This window comes from Streptomyces sp. NBC_00435 (assembly GCF_036014235.1).
In the GTDB taxonomy this organism is placed as follows: Bacteria; Actinomycetota; Actinomycetes; order Streptomycetales; family Streptomycetaceae; genus Streptomyces.
The window spans coordinates 499,101-514,799 of the sequence record NZ_CP107924.1 but is presented as its reverse complement, the minus strand read 5'-3'; the positions used below and the strand labels follow the sequence as shown (position 1 = coordinate 514,799).

The 15,699-nt window shown below is 73.9% G+C and carries 14 protein-coding genes; 6 read left to right on the top strand and 8 right to left on the bottom strand.

Features of this window, described 5'->3' with window-relative positions; all coding sequences use genetic code 11:
* Nucleotides 1-138: 138 nt before the first annotated feature.
* Complete coding sequence (locus OG389_RS02365) at nt 139-2,922, top strand: helix-turn-helix transcriptional regulator (protein WP_328296762.1); 2,784 nt, start codon at nt 139-141, stop codon at nt 2,920-2,922.
* Nucleotides 2,923-2,934: 12 nt separating this feature from the next.
* Here the strand turns inward: OG389_RS02365 and OG389_RS02360 are convergent, their stop codons facing one another.
* The 5 genes from OG389_RS02360 to OG389_RS02340 all read right to left on the bottom strand — a co-directional run bounded on the left by OG389_RS02360 (nt 2,935) and on the right by OG389_RS02340 (nt 7,278).
* Nucleotides 2,935-3,432 (bottom strand): DoxX family protein, encoded by a 498-nt coding sequence (locus tag OG389_RS02360; protein WP_328296761.1) that lies wholly within the window; start codon nt 3,430-3,432, stop codon nt 2,935-2,937.
* A 403-nt stretch (nt 3,433-3,835) separates the two neighbouring features.
* The gene (locus OG389_RS02355) at nt 3,836-3,976 is read right to left on the bottom strand and encodes a hypothetical protein (RefSeq protein ID WP_328296760.1); all 141 of its coding nucleotides are present in this window, start codon (nt 3,974-3,976) and stop codon (nt 3,836-3,838) included.
* 216 nt (nt 3,977-4,192) lie between these two features.
* Nucleotides 4,193-5,638, bottom strand: a complete 1,446-nt coding sequence (locus OG389_RS02350; RefSeq protein WP_328296759.1) for a glyceraldehyde-3-phosphate dehydrogenase — start codon at nt 5,636-5,638, stop codon at nt 4,193-4,195.
* Between the two features lie 81 nt (nt 5,639-5,719).
* Nucleotides 5,720-6,433 (bottom strand): NADPH-dependent FMN reductase, encoded by a 714-nt coding sequence (locus tag OG389_RS02345; RefSeq protein ID WP_328296758.1) that lies wholly within the window; start codon nt 6,431-6,433, stop codon nt 5,720-5,722.
* A gap of 77 nt (nt 6,434-6,510) precedes the next feature.
* Complete coding sequence (locus OG389_RS02340; RefSeq protein ID WP_328296757.1) at nt 6,511-7,278, bottom strand: 3-hydroxybutyrate dehydrogenase; 768 nt, start codon at nt 7,276-7,278, stop codon at nt 6,511-6,513.
* Nucleotides 7,279-7,496: 218 nt separating this feature from the next.
* Between OG389_RS02340 and OG389_RS02335 the strand changes: the two genes are divergently transcribed.
* Nucleotides 7,497-8,198: a hypothetical protein gene (locus OG389_RS02335; protein WP_328296756.1), complete on the top strand. Its 702-nt coding sequence runs from the start codon at nt 7,497-7,499 to the stop codon at nt 8,196-8,198.
* A gap of 25 nt (nt 8,199-8,223) precedes the next feature.
* Here OG389_RS02335 and OG389_RS02330 read toward each other — a convergent pair whose 3' ends face one another.
* On the bottom strand, nt 8,224-9,753 hold the full coding sequence (locus tag OG389_RS02330) for a hypothetical protein (RefSeq protein WP_328296755.1): 1,530 nt from the start codon (nt 9,751-9,753) through the stop codon (nt 8,224-8,226).
* Nucleotides 9,750-10,673: a LysR family transcriptional regulator gene (locus OG389_RS02325; RefSeq protein ID WP_328296754.1), complete on the bottom strand. Its 924-nt coding sequence runs from the start codon at nt 10,671-10,673 to the stop codon at nt 9,750-9,752. Before OG389_RS02325 ends, OG389_RS02330 begins: the two co-directional genes overlap by 4 nt.
* Nucleotides 10,674-10,744: 71 nt before the next feature.
* Between OG389_RS02325 and OG389_RS02320 the strand changes: the two genes are divergently transcribed.
* Entirely contained in the window at nt 10,745-11,590 is an 846-nt protein-coding gene (locus OG389_RS02320; RefSeq protein WP_328296753.1) for an NAD-dependent epimerase/dehydratase family protein, read from the top strand.
* 28 nt (nt 11,591-11,618) lie between these two features.
* Here OG389_RS02320 and OG389_RS02315 read toward each other — a convergent pair whose 3' ends face one another.
* Nucleotides 11,619-12,365: a GntR family transcriptional regulator gene (locus tag OG389_RS02315; RefSeq protein ID WP_328296752.1), complete on the bottom strand. Its 747-nt coding sequence runs from the start codon at nt 12,363-12,365 to the stop codon at nt 11,619-11,621.
* A gap of 268 nt (nt 12,366-12,633) precedes the next feature.
* On the opposite strand from OG389_RS02315, the gene OG389_RS02310 reads away from it, so the two are divergent.
* From OG389_RS02310 to OG389_RS02300, 3 genes are read left to right on the top strand one after another with little or no spacing between them, the layout of a single operon-like run.
* Nucleotides 12,634-13,800, top strand: coding sequence for an ABC transporter substrate-binding protein (locus OG389_RS02310; protein WP_443059193.1), 1,167 nt, complete (start codon nt 12,634-12,636; stop codon nt 13,798-13,800).
* Nucleotides 13,800-14,705: an ABC transporter permease gene (locus OG389_RS02305; RefSeq protein WP_328296751.1), complete on the top strand. Its 906-nt coding sequence runs from the start codon at nt 13,800-13,802 to the stop codon at nt 14,703-14,705. Before OG389_RS02310 ends, OG389_RS02305 begins: the two co-directional genes overlap by 1 nt.
* Nucleotides 14,693-15,697, top strand: coding sequence for an ABC transporter permease (locus OG389_RS02300; protein WP_328296750.1), 1,005 nt, complete (start codon nt 14,693-14,695; stop codon nt 15,695-15,697). The genes OG389_RS02305 and OG389_RS02300 overlap by 13 nt, the downstream gene beginning before the upstream one ends.
* Nucleotides 15,698-15,699 lie beyond the last annotated feature (2 nt).

Below are 15,699 nucleotides of genomic sequence, written 5' to 3'. Positions count from 1 at the left end.
CTCCCGGAGCGGACGGCTCGCCGTCGCACCACCATCGCCGCGAGCCCCACCCCTTGGCATCAGGGGAAACCCTTGATCCCCCGGCCCGGCGCCGCCGGCCGTTGTCACGGCGACCGGCGCCGCCTACGGTGCCTCCTCGTGACGCCAGACACCGAGTTCGACAACATCCCGGTGGCCGCGGGGAACCGGCCCGCACCGGCCGGCGCGGCCGCCCGCGCGGCCGACGTACTGGAGCGCGAGGGGCGGGTGGCACTGGCCGGACCCTGGGGCGCGGGCAAGACCACCGTCCTGGAGGACGTGCTGCGCACCCCGCCCACCGGCTCCCGGCGGACGGTGCTGCGCGTCACCACGGTCGAGGACGACCGGGAGCACGTCTTCGGCGCGCTCGCGCAGATGCTGTCCCACTGCGGCACGGCCGAACTCGCCGCGCTCACCGCCAGGCAGAACGAGGTCGTCGACCGGCTCCTGCACCGGGGCGCCGACGAACCGCTCGCCGCGTCAGAGCAGTTGCCCGCCCGCCTCGCGGTGACCGCGCTGCTCAAGTCGGGCCGGTGGATCCTGGCCGTGGACGGTGCCCAGTGGCTCGATCCGGCCAGCGCCGACGTCCTCGGCTACGCGCTGCGCACCCTCGCGGCCCCCGGGCTCACCGCGATCGTCACCGAACGCGTCCAGGGGCGGGCGCAGGCCGCCGCCCGGCTGCTCGGCGGGCACCCCGCCCAGGTCGACGTGGACCCGCTCGACGCCGAGGAGACGGCCACCCTGCTCGGCGCACACGGCCTGCCCACCCGCTGGGCGGGCCCGCTGCAGAGCCATTGCGGCGGCCACACGCTGCTGACTTCCGTGTCCTGCACGGCACTCGCGCGACTTCCCGCTTCGCAGCGGCACCGGCCCGCCATGTCCGGGCAGACCGTCGACGCGGCCGGGGCCTGGCTGCGCGCCACGCTCGGCGAACCCGCCCGGCACACCCTGATGCTGGCCGCCCTGACGAGCCGGCCCACCCTGCCGCTCCTGCTGCGGGCGGGCCGCTCGAACGCGGAGGAACACCTGGCCCAGGCCCAGGCCGCCGGAGTGCTCCGCGTGGACCCCGCGAGCGGCGTCCACTTCACGGCGGCGGCCCTGGCCCGGGCAGCCGCCCGCTCGGAGGGCCGGCCCCTGCGTGCGGCCGCCCACCTGACCCTCGCCCGGGCCGTCGGAGACCCCGTGCACGAGGTACGCCACCGGGCCCTGGCCGCGGACCTCCCCGACCAGGGGCTGGCCGAGGACACCGAGACCGCCGCGGCCACCGCCCGCGAGGCGGGCGAACGGGCCCTGGCCGCCGAGCTGTTCCTCCTCGCCGCCGAGATCACCCCGCTGGACCGGTCCGCCACGCGCGTCCGCAGGCTCTCCCACGCGGCCCAGGAAGCGGCCTGCGCCGGCTCCGCCGACATCGCCCGGCAGGCGGCCGACGCCCTGACCGCCAGCCGGGCCGAGCCCGCCGACCAGGTCAACGCGCTGCTCGCCGTCGTCGACGCCCACGGCCAGGCCATCTCCGATCTGGAACCCCTGCTGGCGCGCTGCCGGGAACTGGCGGCGGGCCACCCCGAACTCCTCGCCGCCGTCGAACTCCGCGCGGCCATCGCCGCCAACGTCTCCCACTCGGCCCCCGACCGGGCCCTGCGCGCGGCCACCCGGGCCGCCGAACTCGCCGCCGCCGGCGGCCACCGCCCCCTGCAGGCCGCCGCACTGACCATGCGCGCCCGGATGGAGCGCGTCCTCGGCGCCGCGGAGGCCCCGGGCACCCTCGCCCAGGCCCTGGCGCTGGGGATCCCCGCCCAGCACTCCGGCATCCGCAACAGCGCCCAGTACCTCGCCGCCCGGCACGCCGTCTTCGACGACCGCCTGGCCGAAGCGCGCGAACGGCTCGTGGCCCTGCTCGCCCTCGCCGAGCACGAGGGCGACGCCGAGGACCTGGTCGACATCTGGCGCAGCCTCGCGGAGGTCGACACCCGCCTCGGCGCGTGCGCCCCCGCGCTCGCGTGGGCCGATCAGGCGGTACGGCTGTCCACCGCGGCCGGACTGTCCATGGGACCCGCCTGGTACACCGCCGCGCTGACCCAGAGCGCCGCCGGGTCCTTCGCGGCCGCCCTGCGCACCGCCTCCTGCGGGGCCCGGGCCTCGCAGGAGGAGGGCGACGGCCTGTACGTCTCGCGGAACCTCTGGGTCATGGGCGCGGTCCAGCTCCACACCGGGGACGTCGCCGACGCCGTGGCCTCGCTCACGGCGGTCGCCGAGGCGGAACGGCACGTGCCGACGGCGGACCCCGGCATGTTCCGCTGGCAGCCGGACGCCGTGGAGGCCTTCACCTGTGCCGGCAGGCTCGACCTGGCCCGCGAGCTGCTGGAGCGCGCCCGGCCCGCCGCGGGCCCGCCCGGCACCGACTCGGGACCCGGGGCGGCGCTGGACCGCGCCCGGGGGATCCTGCTGGCCCGTACCGGCGCCGGAGAGGAGGCGAGCGGCCTGCTCCACCGCGCCGCGGCCGCGTTCGGGCGATTGGGACTCCCGCTGGAGCAGGCCCGTACGCTCCTCGCCCTGGGCCGGGTCGAACGGGCCCGCAGGCGCCAGGCCGCCGCCCGCGCGGCCTGGGAGGCGGCGCGGGCCCTCTTCGACGACACCGGCGCCCGTCCCTGGCAGGAGCTCACGCGGGAGCTCCTCGACCGGGCCGGCGGATCGGCGCCGGCAGCGGGCCCGGCGCCGTTCGCGAGCAGGCTGACGGAGTCCGAGTCGCGGTTGGCGGACCTCATCTGCCAGGGGGCCACCAACCAGCAGGCGGCCCAGCACATGTTCATCTCGGTGAAGACCGTCGAGGGCATGCTGAGCCGCGTCTACCGCAAGCTGGGCGTCCGCTCGCGCACCCAGCTCGCGGCTGCCCGCGCCACGCCCTGACGACCAGCGGGGTCAGGCGTTGGCCGGGCTGGTGCGACGGTCGTCGCGGCTCAGGTCCTCGCCCGGTGCGCCGCTCCCGGCCGCCGCGGTGCGCGCGCCGAGGGAGGCGCGGGAGGGCAGGAGCTGGTCGAGGGCCAGGGCGCCGGGACCGGTGAAGACCAGCAGCAGGAAGGCCCAGCAGAACATCACCGAAGGCTCGCCGTTGTTCTGGATCGGCCACAGGGCGTGCGGCTGGTGGGCCGAGAAGTAGGCGTACGCCATCGAGCCCGAGGCGATGAACGCGGCGCTGCGCGAACCGAGGCCGAACAGCACGAGCAGGCCGGCCACCAGCTGGATCACGGCGGCGTACCAGCCCGGCCAGGTCCCGACGGGCACGGTGCCGCCGCCGTGGGCGCCGCCGAGCACGCCGAACAGGGAGGCCGCGCCGTGGCAGGTGAAGAGCAGGCCGGTGACGATCCGGAACAGCCCCAGTGCGTAGGGCTGGGCGGCTGCGAGCGGGGTGTTGTTCACGGTGACTCCTTCGGTGGGGGACTGCCCCTGGGGAGCGGGGCGGCGCGGACGGTGACGAAAGAGTCGTGCGGGGGCGTCGTGCGCGGCTGGGGTCCGCCTCGAACAGGCCCGGCAGGCTCCGGCGCGGGTGCGAACCGTCCCACGAGGAATCTTCGGCCGAGGTGCGGCGCCAGGCCCGCGGCGCGGCCGGGAGGCGCCGGAAGATCCCGGAGGTGGTGCCCGTCCGGCCGAGCGGGTACGGGCGGTTCGTCGCCGGCGGGTGGCGCGTCCGCCGTTCTGGAGACGCTGCTCCGAGCGGGCGGTGCCCGAGTCGGTGGCGATCGCGCGGCCCGTGTCGCGCGTCACCCGCTGGCGCCCGCGCCGAGCGCGGCCGTGACGCAGCCGTTGTTCCCGAAGGCGGTGATCACCACGACTTCGGCGGTTCGGCCGGCGCGGCCGGCTCGGCAAGGAGCCGCCGGGTGGCCCCGATCCCGTTGCACCGCGGCATCCGCACATCCATCAGGGCGCCCGCCACGGCGGCCGGGCTCGCGTCGGAGACGGACATGCCGAGGCCCGTACCGGCAGCCGGACCGCCAGCCGCCAGTGCCGCGGCCCGTCCGGGCCGGCCTCGTACGAACCGGGCCGTACCTTCCAGGGGTTTGAGGTGGGGCCTTCCACTCACGGAAGGCCCCACCTGACGTTCGTCACACCCCGGGTCCTGCGCACAGACCGCTACTGAACGCGGCCCCTGTCGACGCGGCCGCGGATCCTGGAGGCGGGATCAGACCGCCGGAGCCGGGTAGGTCGGGTACTCGACGCCGGAGACGTACTGGACGACCCGGACGACCTGGCAGGAGTAGCCGAACTCGTTGTCGTACCAGAGGTAGAGGATCGCGTTGTCCCCGTCGACCTTGGTGGCGCCCGCGTCGACGATCGAGGCGTGACGCGAACCGATGAAGTCACTGGATACCGCGTCGGGCGCCGTGGTGAAGTCGATCTGGCGCTTGAGCGGCGAGGTCAGCGACACCTCGCGGAGGTAGTCGAGCACCTCTTCGCGGCTGGTCTCGCGGCCGAGGCGCAGGCTCAGGATCGCGATCGAGACGTCCGGCACCGGGACGCGGATCGAGCTGCCGCTGATCGGCGCCTTGAGGTCGGGCAGCGCCTTGGCGACGGCGGAGGCGGCGCCCGTCTCGGTCATGACCATGTTGAGCGGCGCGGAACGGCCGCGGCGGTCGGCGCTGTGGTAGTTGTCCAGCAGGTTCTGGTCGTTGGTGAACGAGTGGACGGTCTCCACGTGGCCGCGCAGGACGCCGTACTCGTCCGCCATCGCCTTGAGCGGCGGGACGATCGCGTTGGTGGTGCAGGAGGCGCAGGACAGGATCTGCTCGTCCGGCTTGATCGTGTCGTGGTTGACGCCGTGCACGATGTTCGGGACGTCGCCCTTGCCGGGAGCCGTCAGGACGACCTTCTCGACACCGGGGCGCAGGTGCTTGGAGAGACCCTCGCGGTCGCGCCACTTGCCGGTGTTGTCGATGAGGATGGCGTCCTTGATGCCGTACGCCGTGTAGTCGACCTCGGACGGGTCGTTGGCGTAGATCACCTTGATCGCGTTGCCGTTGGCGATGATCGTGCTGGTCGCCTCGTCCACGGTGATCGTGCCCTGGAACTGGCCGTGGATCGAGTCGCGGCGCAGCAGCGAGGCGCGCTTGACGAGGTCCGCCTCACCGCCACCGCGGACGACGATGGCGCGCAGGCGCAGGCCGTTGCCGGAACCGGTCTTCTCGATCAGCAGGCGGGCGACGAGCCGGCCGATGCGGCCGAAGCCGTAGAGGACCACGTCGCGGCCCTCGCCGCGCTCGATCTTGTTCTCACCCGTGGCACCGGAGACGGCGGCGGCGGTGAACTCCTCCACCGACAGACCGCGGTCGTCCGCCGCGTACGCCGCGGCGAGCATGCCGAGGTCGATCTGCGAGGGACCGAGGTCGAGCGTGGTGAGCGCCTGCAGGAACGGCAGCGTCTCGGTGACCGAGAGCTCCGCACCATCGATCTGGCGGGCGAACCGGTGGGTCTTGAGGATGCTGACCACGGACTTGTTCACCAAGGAGCGGCTGTGGAGGAGGATCGTGACGTCCCGCTCCCGGTGCAGCTTCCCGATGACCGGGATCATCGACTCCGCGATCTTCTCGCGGTTCTTCCAGTTGGTGAACGAGTCGTCATTGACAGTCACAGAATTATCTTTCGAGCTAGGCGGCGCTCATATGCTAACCCGACCTCGATCCGCCCCTTCAGGCACCCCCTGAGCAGGTCCTCACCCCTCGGTCCGCTGGGTGACCGGAGCACTGCTCTCGTCGCCCAGGAACTCGTACCAGCGCCGCTGGAGGCAGAGGTAACGGGTGTCCGCCTCGGCGAGCGCGAGGAAGGAGTCGACCGTGTCGGCCAGCCGTCGGCGCAGACCGGGGTCGGTCAGCTCACCGTCGACGCCGAAGGCCGAGTGCGCCATCGCGAGGCTGAACATGTCGGGGTACACCCGGGCCCCGAGGTGTTCGAGCGGGACGCGCAGCGCCCAGAGCCCGCGGTTCCCGCCGACCATCGAGGGGGACGCGGACACCAGCATGGTCTGCTTGTCCTTGAAGGGCTGCGGCCGGAACCGGGACACCCAGTCGACGGCGTTCTTCAGGACGCCGGGCACGGAGGCGTTGTACTCGGGCGAGGCGATGACCAGGGCCTGCGCCGACAGCAGCCGCTCCCGCAGGGCGGCCGCCCCGGACGGCTGGCCCTCGGCAGCCTCGGTGTCACCGTCGTACGTGGGCATCGCGAAGTCCCCGATCCGGGCGAGGTCCGCGACGGCCCCCGAGCGCTCCACCTGCCCGGCGACGAGGGCGGCCAGCCGGGCGTTGACGGAGCCCTGGCGGGAGGATCCCGCCAGGACGAGGACCCGTAGCGCTCCGGGCCCCGTGGTGACGTCCGGGTCGTCCCGGTGGCTCTGGCGGTCCGGCTCGCTCGCGCTGTTCGCATCGGTCACGTGCGGGACCGTACGGGACCCGCGCGGCGCACCCGCGGCGTCCGGCGCGCGGCGCTCGGGCTGTCACCCGGACGGTGTCAGGCGGCGCCCCAGCCGCCGTCCAGGGAGAGGGAGGAACCGGTGACGTATCCGGTGTGCGGACCGCACAGCCACAGAGCGGCCGCCGCTACCTCCTCGGGCTCGATCAGCCGCTTGATCGGGGAGCGCGCCAGCAGCACCTCGGAGAGCACGGCCCCGGCGCCGATGCCGTGCGCGGCGGCCTGGTCCTGGATCTGCCCCTCCACCAGGGGGGTGCGGACGTAGCCGGGGCTGATGCAGTTGCTGGTCACGCCGTACGGTGCCCCCTCGATCGCCGTGACTTTGCTCAGCCCCTCCAACCCGTGCTTGGCCGCCACGTAAGCCGATTTGTAGGCACTCGCCCGCAGCCCGTGGACGCTGGAGATGTTGACCACCCGGCCCCAGCGGGTGGCGTACATGTGCGGCAGCACGTGGCGCAGCAGGAGGAAGGGCGCGGTGACCATCACCTGCTGGATCAGGGTGAAACGCTCGGGCGGGAACTCGGTGATCGGGGCGACGTGCTGGAGCCCGGCACTGTTGACCAGGACGTCGACGGCCGCGGGCAGCTCCCCGATGGCTGCGGGATCGGCGAGATCGGCGACGTGGGCGTGCCCGCCGACGAGGCCGGCGACGTCCTCGGCCGCCGCCGCGTCGATGTCGACCACGTGCACGGTGGCCCCGGCCCCGGCCAGGGCGACGGCGCAGGCCCGGCCGATGCCGCTGCCGCCGCCCGTCACCAGGGCGACACGCGCCCGCAGCCGGGTGGGACAGGGAAGTTCGCTCGTCATGGCTGGCAGCGTAGGCAGGGCCCGGGACGGCGCCCACGGTGCCGCACCCCACATTCGGCGCCGCCCGTATGGAGACGGCCACCATGCGGGCCGGGCCCGGTACGCCCCGCCGCGGGGGCCGGGTGCCACGGGGAACCGCCGGGCCCGGGGGCGCGTCACAGCTGTGCCGATCCGGCACCGGGAACACAGGGGGACAGACGATGGTGCACCGAACCACCATGAGACACCTGCGAGTCGTGAAGGCGTCCGTTGGCGCGGGCGTGGCCGTCAGCGCCGCCGCCGTACTGCTCACCGGCTGCGGGAACGCGGTGAGGAACGACCCGGCAGCGCCCGCCGCGCCCGCCGCATCCGCATCGCCCGGCGCGGAGACGCGGCCCACGGCGCAGCCCGCGGCCGCCCAGTCCTGTCCCGTGTCCGACCCCACCGCGCCGCAGGCGCCGCCCACGCTGATCGACAGCACCCCGGCCAACACGCCCGAGGGCGAGCGGATCTCCCAGGCCGTAGGGGCGCAGGGCAGGGGCGCCTTCGCCGATGTCTACTCCACCCAGATCGTCGACCACCCGGTGGGCCGGGTCGCCCTCTGCGTCACCGACCTCGCGCACGGCCGGCTCCTGGTGGACGCGGCGCACGCGGCGGACCCGGAGGCGGATCCCGCACGGGTCGACCTGTACCTGAGCGCGTACTCCCGCCGGACCCTGGACGGCGTCGCCGACAGACTGATCCTCCTGCAGGCCGGCTTCCCGATCTACACCGTCTCCGGGGACCACGGCGCGGGGGTGGAGGTCACCACCAACGCGGAGGGTGCCCGGTCGGCGGAGTTCAAGGCGGAGCTGGCGAAGGCCGCCGGGGGCGTACCCGTCACCGTCACGAAGGGCGAGGAGCCCAGGAGCCTGGTGGGAGAACCGACCACCGCGCCCTGACTACCGCCCCGACCACCGCGCCCGGTCAGGCGTCCGGGCCGCAGCGGGCGATCAGCTCCTCCATCACCGACGGGGGGAGGGAGGGGTTGGCCGCCGCGGCCTCGGCCATGCCCTCGTCCGTGTGGGCGACCAGGTCCGTGAGCACCGCCGCGGACAGCGCGGGATGGAGTGCGGCGTCGGCGGCGGCCCTGGCTTCGGACAAGCAGGGCAGCAGCGCCGCCTCCGTGGCGTTCGGATGCACGGCGATCGCGCGCAGGGCGCGCCGCACCGGCGGATCGTGCCGGGCCAGCTCCGCCAGCAGGGGGCCGGGGGCGTCCGGATTGGCCGCCACCTGCCCGAGGACGTGTACGCCGTGCCGCGCGACCATCGCGCGCAGCCGGTCCTCGGACAGTCCGGGGTGCGAGGCGACGCTCTTGACCACGGACGCGTCGGGGTCCTCGGCCAAGGCGTCGCGCACCCCGGCCGGAAGGACGCGGCCGCGGGCCGCCAGCGCCCGTACCGGCGCGTGCGGGGAGGCGGCCAGCTCGGTGAGCTCCCGCGGGGTCGCGGTGGCGAGCCGCGGCAGCCGCTCCGGGTCGAGCCGGACGGAGAAGGCCAGGTGGGCGAGCGCGTCGACCGGGATCCCCGGATGCCGGGTCAGGAGGCGGCGTACGTCGGGTTCGCCGGCGGCGGCCAGTGCGCGCAGCAGCGGCTCGCCGAGCGCGGGGTTCCCGGCGGTCTCCTTGCGCACGTCCGAGTCCGGGTCCGCGGCGAGTCGCGCGTACAACTCCTGCGGCAGGTCGGTCCGTTCGGCCAGTGCCCAGCGCACGATCACCGACGGGTGCCCGGCGAGGGAGGCCGCGGCCGCGGGCGGAGTGGACGGGTTGCGGGCGGCCCGCTCCAGCGTGTGGAGCACGGTGGACTCGTGCCCGCCCGTGCAGGTGCCACCCATGCTCCGGTCGCGGTCGGCGCGGGTGTCCTCGTCGTCGCAGGCCAGGCACGCGAGCGCGGGGTCGAGCCCCTCGCCGGTGATCAGCGCCGCCAGGGCGGCCGGCGGCACCGACTCGTTGACCGCGGTCGTCATACGGACGTGGGCGTGCGGGTGCGCCGCGAGCCGGGCGGCGAGTTCCGGCTCGGTGGTCCAGATGCCGAGTTCCCCCACCACCTCCACGTCCGGGTCCACCGCGAGGACCTCCAGTACGTCGGGCGGCATGCCGGGCCGGGAGGCGAGCCGCCAGCGGGTCCAGTCCGACGGGTGGTGCGCGAGTGCCCGGGCCCAGTCGGGCGGCCCGGCACCCTCGTCGAGCACGGCCAGGGTCACCTCCGGCCGGTCGAGGGGGTCCATGCCGGCGATGTCGAGCAGCCCCGTCTGCGCGAAACGGATCGCGGCGATCTCGTCGGCGGCGGCCAGCGCCCGCACCTGGTCAGCGGTGAGGTCCGTGCGGTCGCTCAGCGCGGAGGGGAGTTCGTCGTGCGGATCGCTGATCGCGTCCGAGCCGACGAGTCCGACCAGCCGGTCGAGGAGGTCGGCGGGCAGGGCGGGGTTGGCGGCGAGGCCGCGCAGCAGGTGGATCATCGCTGCACCGCCCCGGCCAGGGCCTCGGCGAAGGCCGCCGCGTGCGGATGTGGCCGCCGCCGCGGTGCGAGGACGCCGATGTGCCGTGCGGGGCGCGGCGGTTCGACCCGTAGGACGGACACGGCGCCGGTGCCGGTACTGCCGGCGCCGTAGCCGTCAGCACCGGTCCCCGCCAGCGCCACCTGCGGGATCAGCGCGACGCCGACACCCGCCGCGACGAGCGAGCACGCGAAGAAGTAGTCCGTGGTGGACGCCGCCACCCGCAGGTCGAAGCCGGCCCGTTCGGCGTACCGGCGCAGGTAGGCCTCCGTCTTGAGGCAGCCCAGGACCCAGCGGTCGGAGCCGAGTTCGGTGAGGGTGGCCGATTCGCGCCCCGCGAGCCGGTGGCCGGGCGGCAGGACCAGCGAGAGGGGGTCGTCCGTCAGCGGCAGCCAGTCGAGCCCCGCGTCCGGGCGCAGGGGCAGCGGCCCGTCGAAGTGGTAGGTCAGCGCGAGATCGGCCGCACCCGACCGCACCATCGGCACGGCCTCCTCCGGCTCGGCCTCCCGTACCGTCAGCTCCACCTCGGGATGCGCGGCGACGAACCGGGCGAGCGCCCGCGGCAGCAGGCGCCGGCCCCCGCTCACGAACGTGGCGACCGTCAGCCGGGGCCGCTCGGCGGTGATCCGGTCGATCTCGTGGCGCACCAGGTCGAGCTCGGCGGATATGGTCTCCGCCGCCTCCACCAGGAGCCGCCCCGGCTCGGTGAGGGTGACCCCGCGCGTACTGCGCACCGCGACGGGATGGCCGAGGCCGCGCTCCAGTGCGGCGATCTGCTGCGAGACGGCGGAAGGGGTCAGGAGCAGCGCCCCGGCGGCCTTGTTGAAGCTGCCGTGCTCGGCCACGGCGCGCAGGATGCGCAGCCGCTGCACGTCTATCATCAGTTTCCCTTACGACGCGTTCAGCATTCCGGTGGTTCTGCTGGGGACGCTACAGCGGCAGAGTCGCATTCATGAAGAAGATTCTCGTCATCGGCGGAAGCCGCTACTTCGGCAGGCACCTGGTCACCCTGGAACGGGACGCGGGCAACGAGGTGACCGTCCTCAACCGCGGCTCCGCCGCCCCGCCCCGGGGGGTCGGTCACCTGGTCGCCGACCGCGAGGACGAGGGCCGGCTGCTCGAGACGCTGGGGGAGCGCACCTTCGACGTGGTCTTCGACCAGGTCTGCTACACGCCCCGGCAGGCCGCCCTCGCGCGCCGCGTGTTCGCCGGGCGCACCGGGCGGTACGTCATGACCTCGACGATGGAGGTCTACGATCCCGCCCCGCCCACCCCCGAGGCCCTCGCCTACGCAGAGGGCAAGCGGCGGGCCGAGGCCGTCCTGGCGCGGGAGCCCGCCTTCGGCCATGTCGCGGTCCGTACCGCGCACGTACTCGGCGGCGGCCGGGCGGAGTTCACCGGCCGCCTCGCGCACTACGTGGAGCGGATCGCCGCCGGTACTCCGGTGGCGGTGCACGAAGTCCCGTACGCCACTTCCTTCATCCACCACCACGAGATCGCCCGCTTCCTGTACTGGGCCGGTGAGCGGGACTTCACCGGGACGGTGAACGCCTCCTCGCACGGTGAGCTCGACGTCCTCGGGCTGTCCGGGGCGGTCGGCCGGCAGATCGGGCGGGCGCCGCGCTTCCGGACCGTCGGGCCCGGGTCGTCCGTCGCCTCGCCCTTCTCCTTCGACCGGGCCTACGCGATGGACAACGGGCGGGCCGCCGCGCTCGGTTTCGATTTCGGCCGGGTCACCGACTGGCTGCCGGGCGCCGTCGAGGAGGCGGCCGCCGAGCTCGCCGCGGCGAGGGCCTGACGGTCTCCCGGCCCGGACACGGTGAGGGCTAACGGTCCCCGGCCCGCCGCTCCAGCGGGGTGGCTACTGATGAGTTGCTCACACTGAAGGTGATGCTGCCGGCCCGGTAACGGTCGTCGGACCACTCGATCGGGCGGCCCGTGCGCGTCGCGGAGACGTGCCGCTGACGCAGGAGCGGGCTGCCGCGGCGGATCTCCAGCAGCCGGGCGTCCTCGCTGCCGGCCGGCAGCGCGTCGATGAGGTGCTCGCCGTAGTGGGCGACGATCCCGGAGTCGTTCGCGAGAGCGTCCATCACCGAGCGGCAGTCCTCGGGCATCGCCTCGACCGCCGCCGCGACCCAGTCGGCGTAGGCCGTGCGCTCGACCATCGTCGGCTCCCCGTCGAGCAGTCGCAGCCGCAGCACGGCGAGGATCTCCGTACCGGGCTCCAGGGCGAGGCGGTCTGCCTCCTCCGCGGTGGCCGGGCGGCGGGTGCGCGACAGGAAGCGGCTCGCCGCCCGGTGGCCGAGACCTTCGGCCCACTGGGCGAAACTGTTGAGTTCGCCGAAACTGTGCTTGCGCTCGTGGCGCAGGACGATCCGGCGGGCGCCCTGGCGGGAACCGATCAGCCCGTCGGCGGCGAGCGTCGCCACGGCCTGGCGGACGGTCCCGCGCGAGGCCGACCAGCGTGTGGCCAGATCGCTCTCCGAGGGCAGTTGGGAGCCCACCGGGTACGCGCCGGAGAGGATCGACCGGCGCAGCGCCTCGGCGATCTCCAGATACCGCACCGTAGCCATGCTTTCCTGTCCCCCTCGCGTGGATGTGGCCCCGCCACCTGTGGCCCGCCACCTGCCGCCCGTACGCAAGCCTAGGCCGTACCGAGCGTGAAGATCATCACGAGGGGCCGTCCGTCACGGCCGTATCCGGCCAATTTCGGGTCTTCGTCGAGACGTGCACCGCGGGACAGCCGCCGTTCACCGTCCGTACAGCGGTCCAGGGCGAACTGGAGCCAACTTGTTCAGACAAGTGAACCCCCTCCGTTTGTCTTCGTCTCCGGGAGAGACCGTGCTCAGTTCCTCCGCCCGTCGCGGTGCGGCCGTTCTGCTCAGTGCCGCCGTGCTCACCACGCTCAGTGCGTGCGGCGCCGCACCCGACCAGCCCGCCGGCTCCGCTACCGCCGACGGCAAGAAGACCCAGCCCGGCGCCGCCACCTCGGTCGCCGACTTCGGCGGCCTGGAGGGCCTCGTCGCGGCCGCGGAGAAGGAGGGCACGCTCAACGTCATCGCGCTCCCCGCGGACTGGGCGAACTACGGCGAGATCCAGAAGGCCTTCCAGGCCAAGTACCCCAAGATCAAGATCAGCGCCGAGAACCCGGACGCCTCCAGCGCCGACGAGATAGCGGCCGTCAAGTCCCGCAAGGGCCAGACCCGCGCCCCCGACGTCCTGGACCTGGGCATCGCCTTCGCCCGCAGCGGCGCCGGCGAGAACCTCTTCGCCCCGTACAAGGTCACCGCCTGGGACAAGATCCCCGCCGCCCAGAAGGACGCGGACGCCCGCTGGTACAACGACTACGGCGGCTACGTCTCCATCGGCTGCGACGCCGCCCGCATCCCGAACTGCCCGCAGTCCTTCGCCGACCTGGCCAAGCCCGAGTACAAGGGCAAGGTCGCCCTCAACGGCAACCCGACCAAGTCCGGCTCGGCCTTCGGCGGCGTCTACGCGGCCGCCCTCGCCAACAAGGGCTCCTTCGGCGACATCCAGCCCGGCATCGACTTCTTCGGCCGGCTGAAGAAGAGCGGGAACTTCATCCCCGTCGAGTCCACCCCGGCCACCGTCGAGAAGGGCGAGACGCCCATCTCGATCGACTGGGACTACCTCAACGCCGGCTACGCCGAGCAGTTCAAGGGCAAGGGCGTCGACTGGAAGGTCGCCGTCCCCACCGACGGCGTCTACGCCCAGTACTACTCGCAGGCCATCAACAAGGACGCCCCGCACCCGGCGGCCTCCCGCCTCTGGATGGAGTTCCTGTACGGCACCGAGGGCCAGAACCTGTGGCTGAAGGGCCACGCCCGCCCCGTGCTGCTGCCCGTCATGACCCAGGACGGCACCGTCGACAAGGACGCCGTCACCAAGCTCCCGCAGATCCAGGGAACCCCGACCTTCCCGGCCTCCACCGAGCTGGACAAGGCCAAGGCCACCCTCGCCGAGAAGTGGGACAAGGCCCTCAGCTGATGTCCGCCTCCTCCACCACCCCCCTTTCGAAGGGGACCGCCGGCGGCACCACCCGCCGCCGGCGGCGCGGCCCGCGCACCTGGCTCGCCGCCCTCCCCCTCCTGGCCTTCACCGGGCTCTGCTTCGGCATCCCGCTCGGCGCCATCGCCTTCGGCGCCGTCACCCGCACCGACCCGGTGAGCGGCGCCACCCGGCTGACCGGCGAACACCTGGCGCGATCCCTCCAGGGCCCCTACCTCGGCTCGCTCGTCGGCAGCGTCCAGCTCTCGGCCCTCACCGCACTGGTGGGCGGCGTGCTCGGCGTCCTCGTCGCGCAGGCCGTCGTCACCTCCCGCTCGCAGGCACTGCGCGGCGCGACGCTGACCGCCTCGGGCGTCCTCGCCAACTTCGGCGGGGTCCCGCTCGCCTTCGCGTTCATCGCCACCGTCGGGATCTCCGGAGTCGTCACCCAGCTCGCCGACCTCACCGGTCTCGGCTGGAACCTCTACTCCTTCACCGGCCTCACCGTGGTCTACCTCTACTTCCTGACCCCGCTGATGGTGCTGGTGATCGTCCCCGCCCTGGACGGACTGCGCCCGCAGTGGCGCGAAGCCGCGCAGAACAACGGGGCCGGCGGATGGCAGTTCTGGCGGTACGTCGGCCTGCCCGTCCTCGCGCCCTCCCTGCTCGGCGGGTTCGTGCTGCTCTTCGGTACCGCCTTCGCCGCGCACGCCACGGCCGCCGCCCTCGTCGGCGGCTCCGTCCCGCTGGTCACGCTCAAGATCGCGGACGCCCTGTCCGGGAACGTGCTGACCGGCCAGGAGAACGTGGCGCTGGCCCTCGGGCTCGACATGATCGTGATCGCCGGCCTGGTCATGGCGGTCTACCTGCCCCTCCAGCGACGGAGTGCCCGATGGCTGCGATGACCCCGACGCCCGCCCCGAACGCGCGGAACGCCCCGGACGCGCCGGATGCCGCCGACGCACGGGCCGCCGGTGCCGGTGCCGTGCCGGCACCGGCCGCCCAGCCCCGGGCGGCGCGCCGCCCACGGCCCCGGGTGTGGCGCGGAGCGGTCCTCGCGCTCGCGGGCGCGTACTTCCTCCTCCCGGTGCTCGCCTCCTTCGTCTTCACCGTGCACGTCCCCGGCCAGGGCATCAGCTTCGAGGCGTACACCCAGCTGCTCTCCGCGGACGGATTCACCAGGAGCCTGCTGCTCTCGCTCGGCCTCGCCGCCGCGACCATCGCCCTGACGCTGCTCCTCGCCGTGCCCGCGCTGGTCGCCGTACGCATCGGCTCGCCGCGCCTGCGCCCGGTGGTCGAGGTGATGTGCATGATGCCGCTGGTGGTGCCCCCGATCGCCCTGGTCACCGGCATCACCACGGTGCTGCGCTGGGGCCCGGACCACCTCTCCAGGACCCCGCTCTACCAGACTTTCCTGGCCGTCCAGAACCCGGACTTCCCCTTCGTCCTGGTCCTCGCGTACACGGTCCTCGCGCTGCCGTTCGTCTACCGCTCCCTCGACGCGGGCCTGCGCGCGGTCGACGTCCCGACCCTCGTCGAGGCCGCCCGCAGCTGTGGCGCGAGCTGGCCGTACGTGGTCCTGCGCGTGCTGCTGCCGAACCTGCGGGCCGCCCTCGCCGGAGCCGCCTTCCTCACGCTGGCCCTGGTCCTCGGCGAGTTCACCATCGCCTCGCTGCTCGGCTTCCAGCCCTTCGCCGTGTGGATCGTGTCGATCTCCGGAGCGCACGCCCGCATGTCGGTGGCCGTTTCCGTACTCAGCCTCCTCATCACCTGGCTGCTGCTGCTCCTCCTCTCCCGGGCCGGCACCGCCCCAGCCACCGCCTCGCCCGGGTCCACCCGTCGTCCCCGCATCTCCCGCACCTCCCGCACCTCCCGCATCTCCGGCAAGGAGTCCTGACC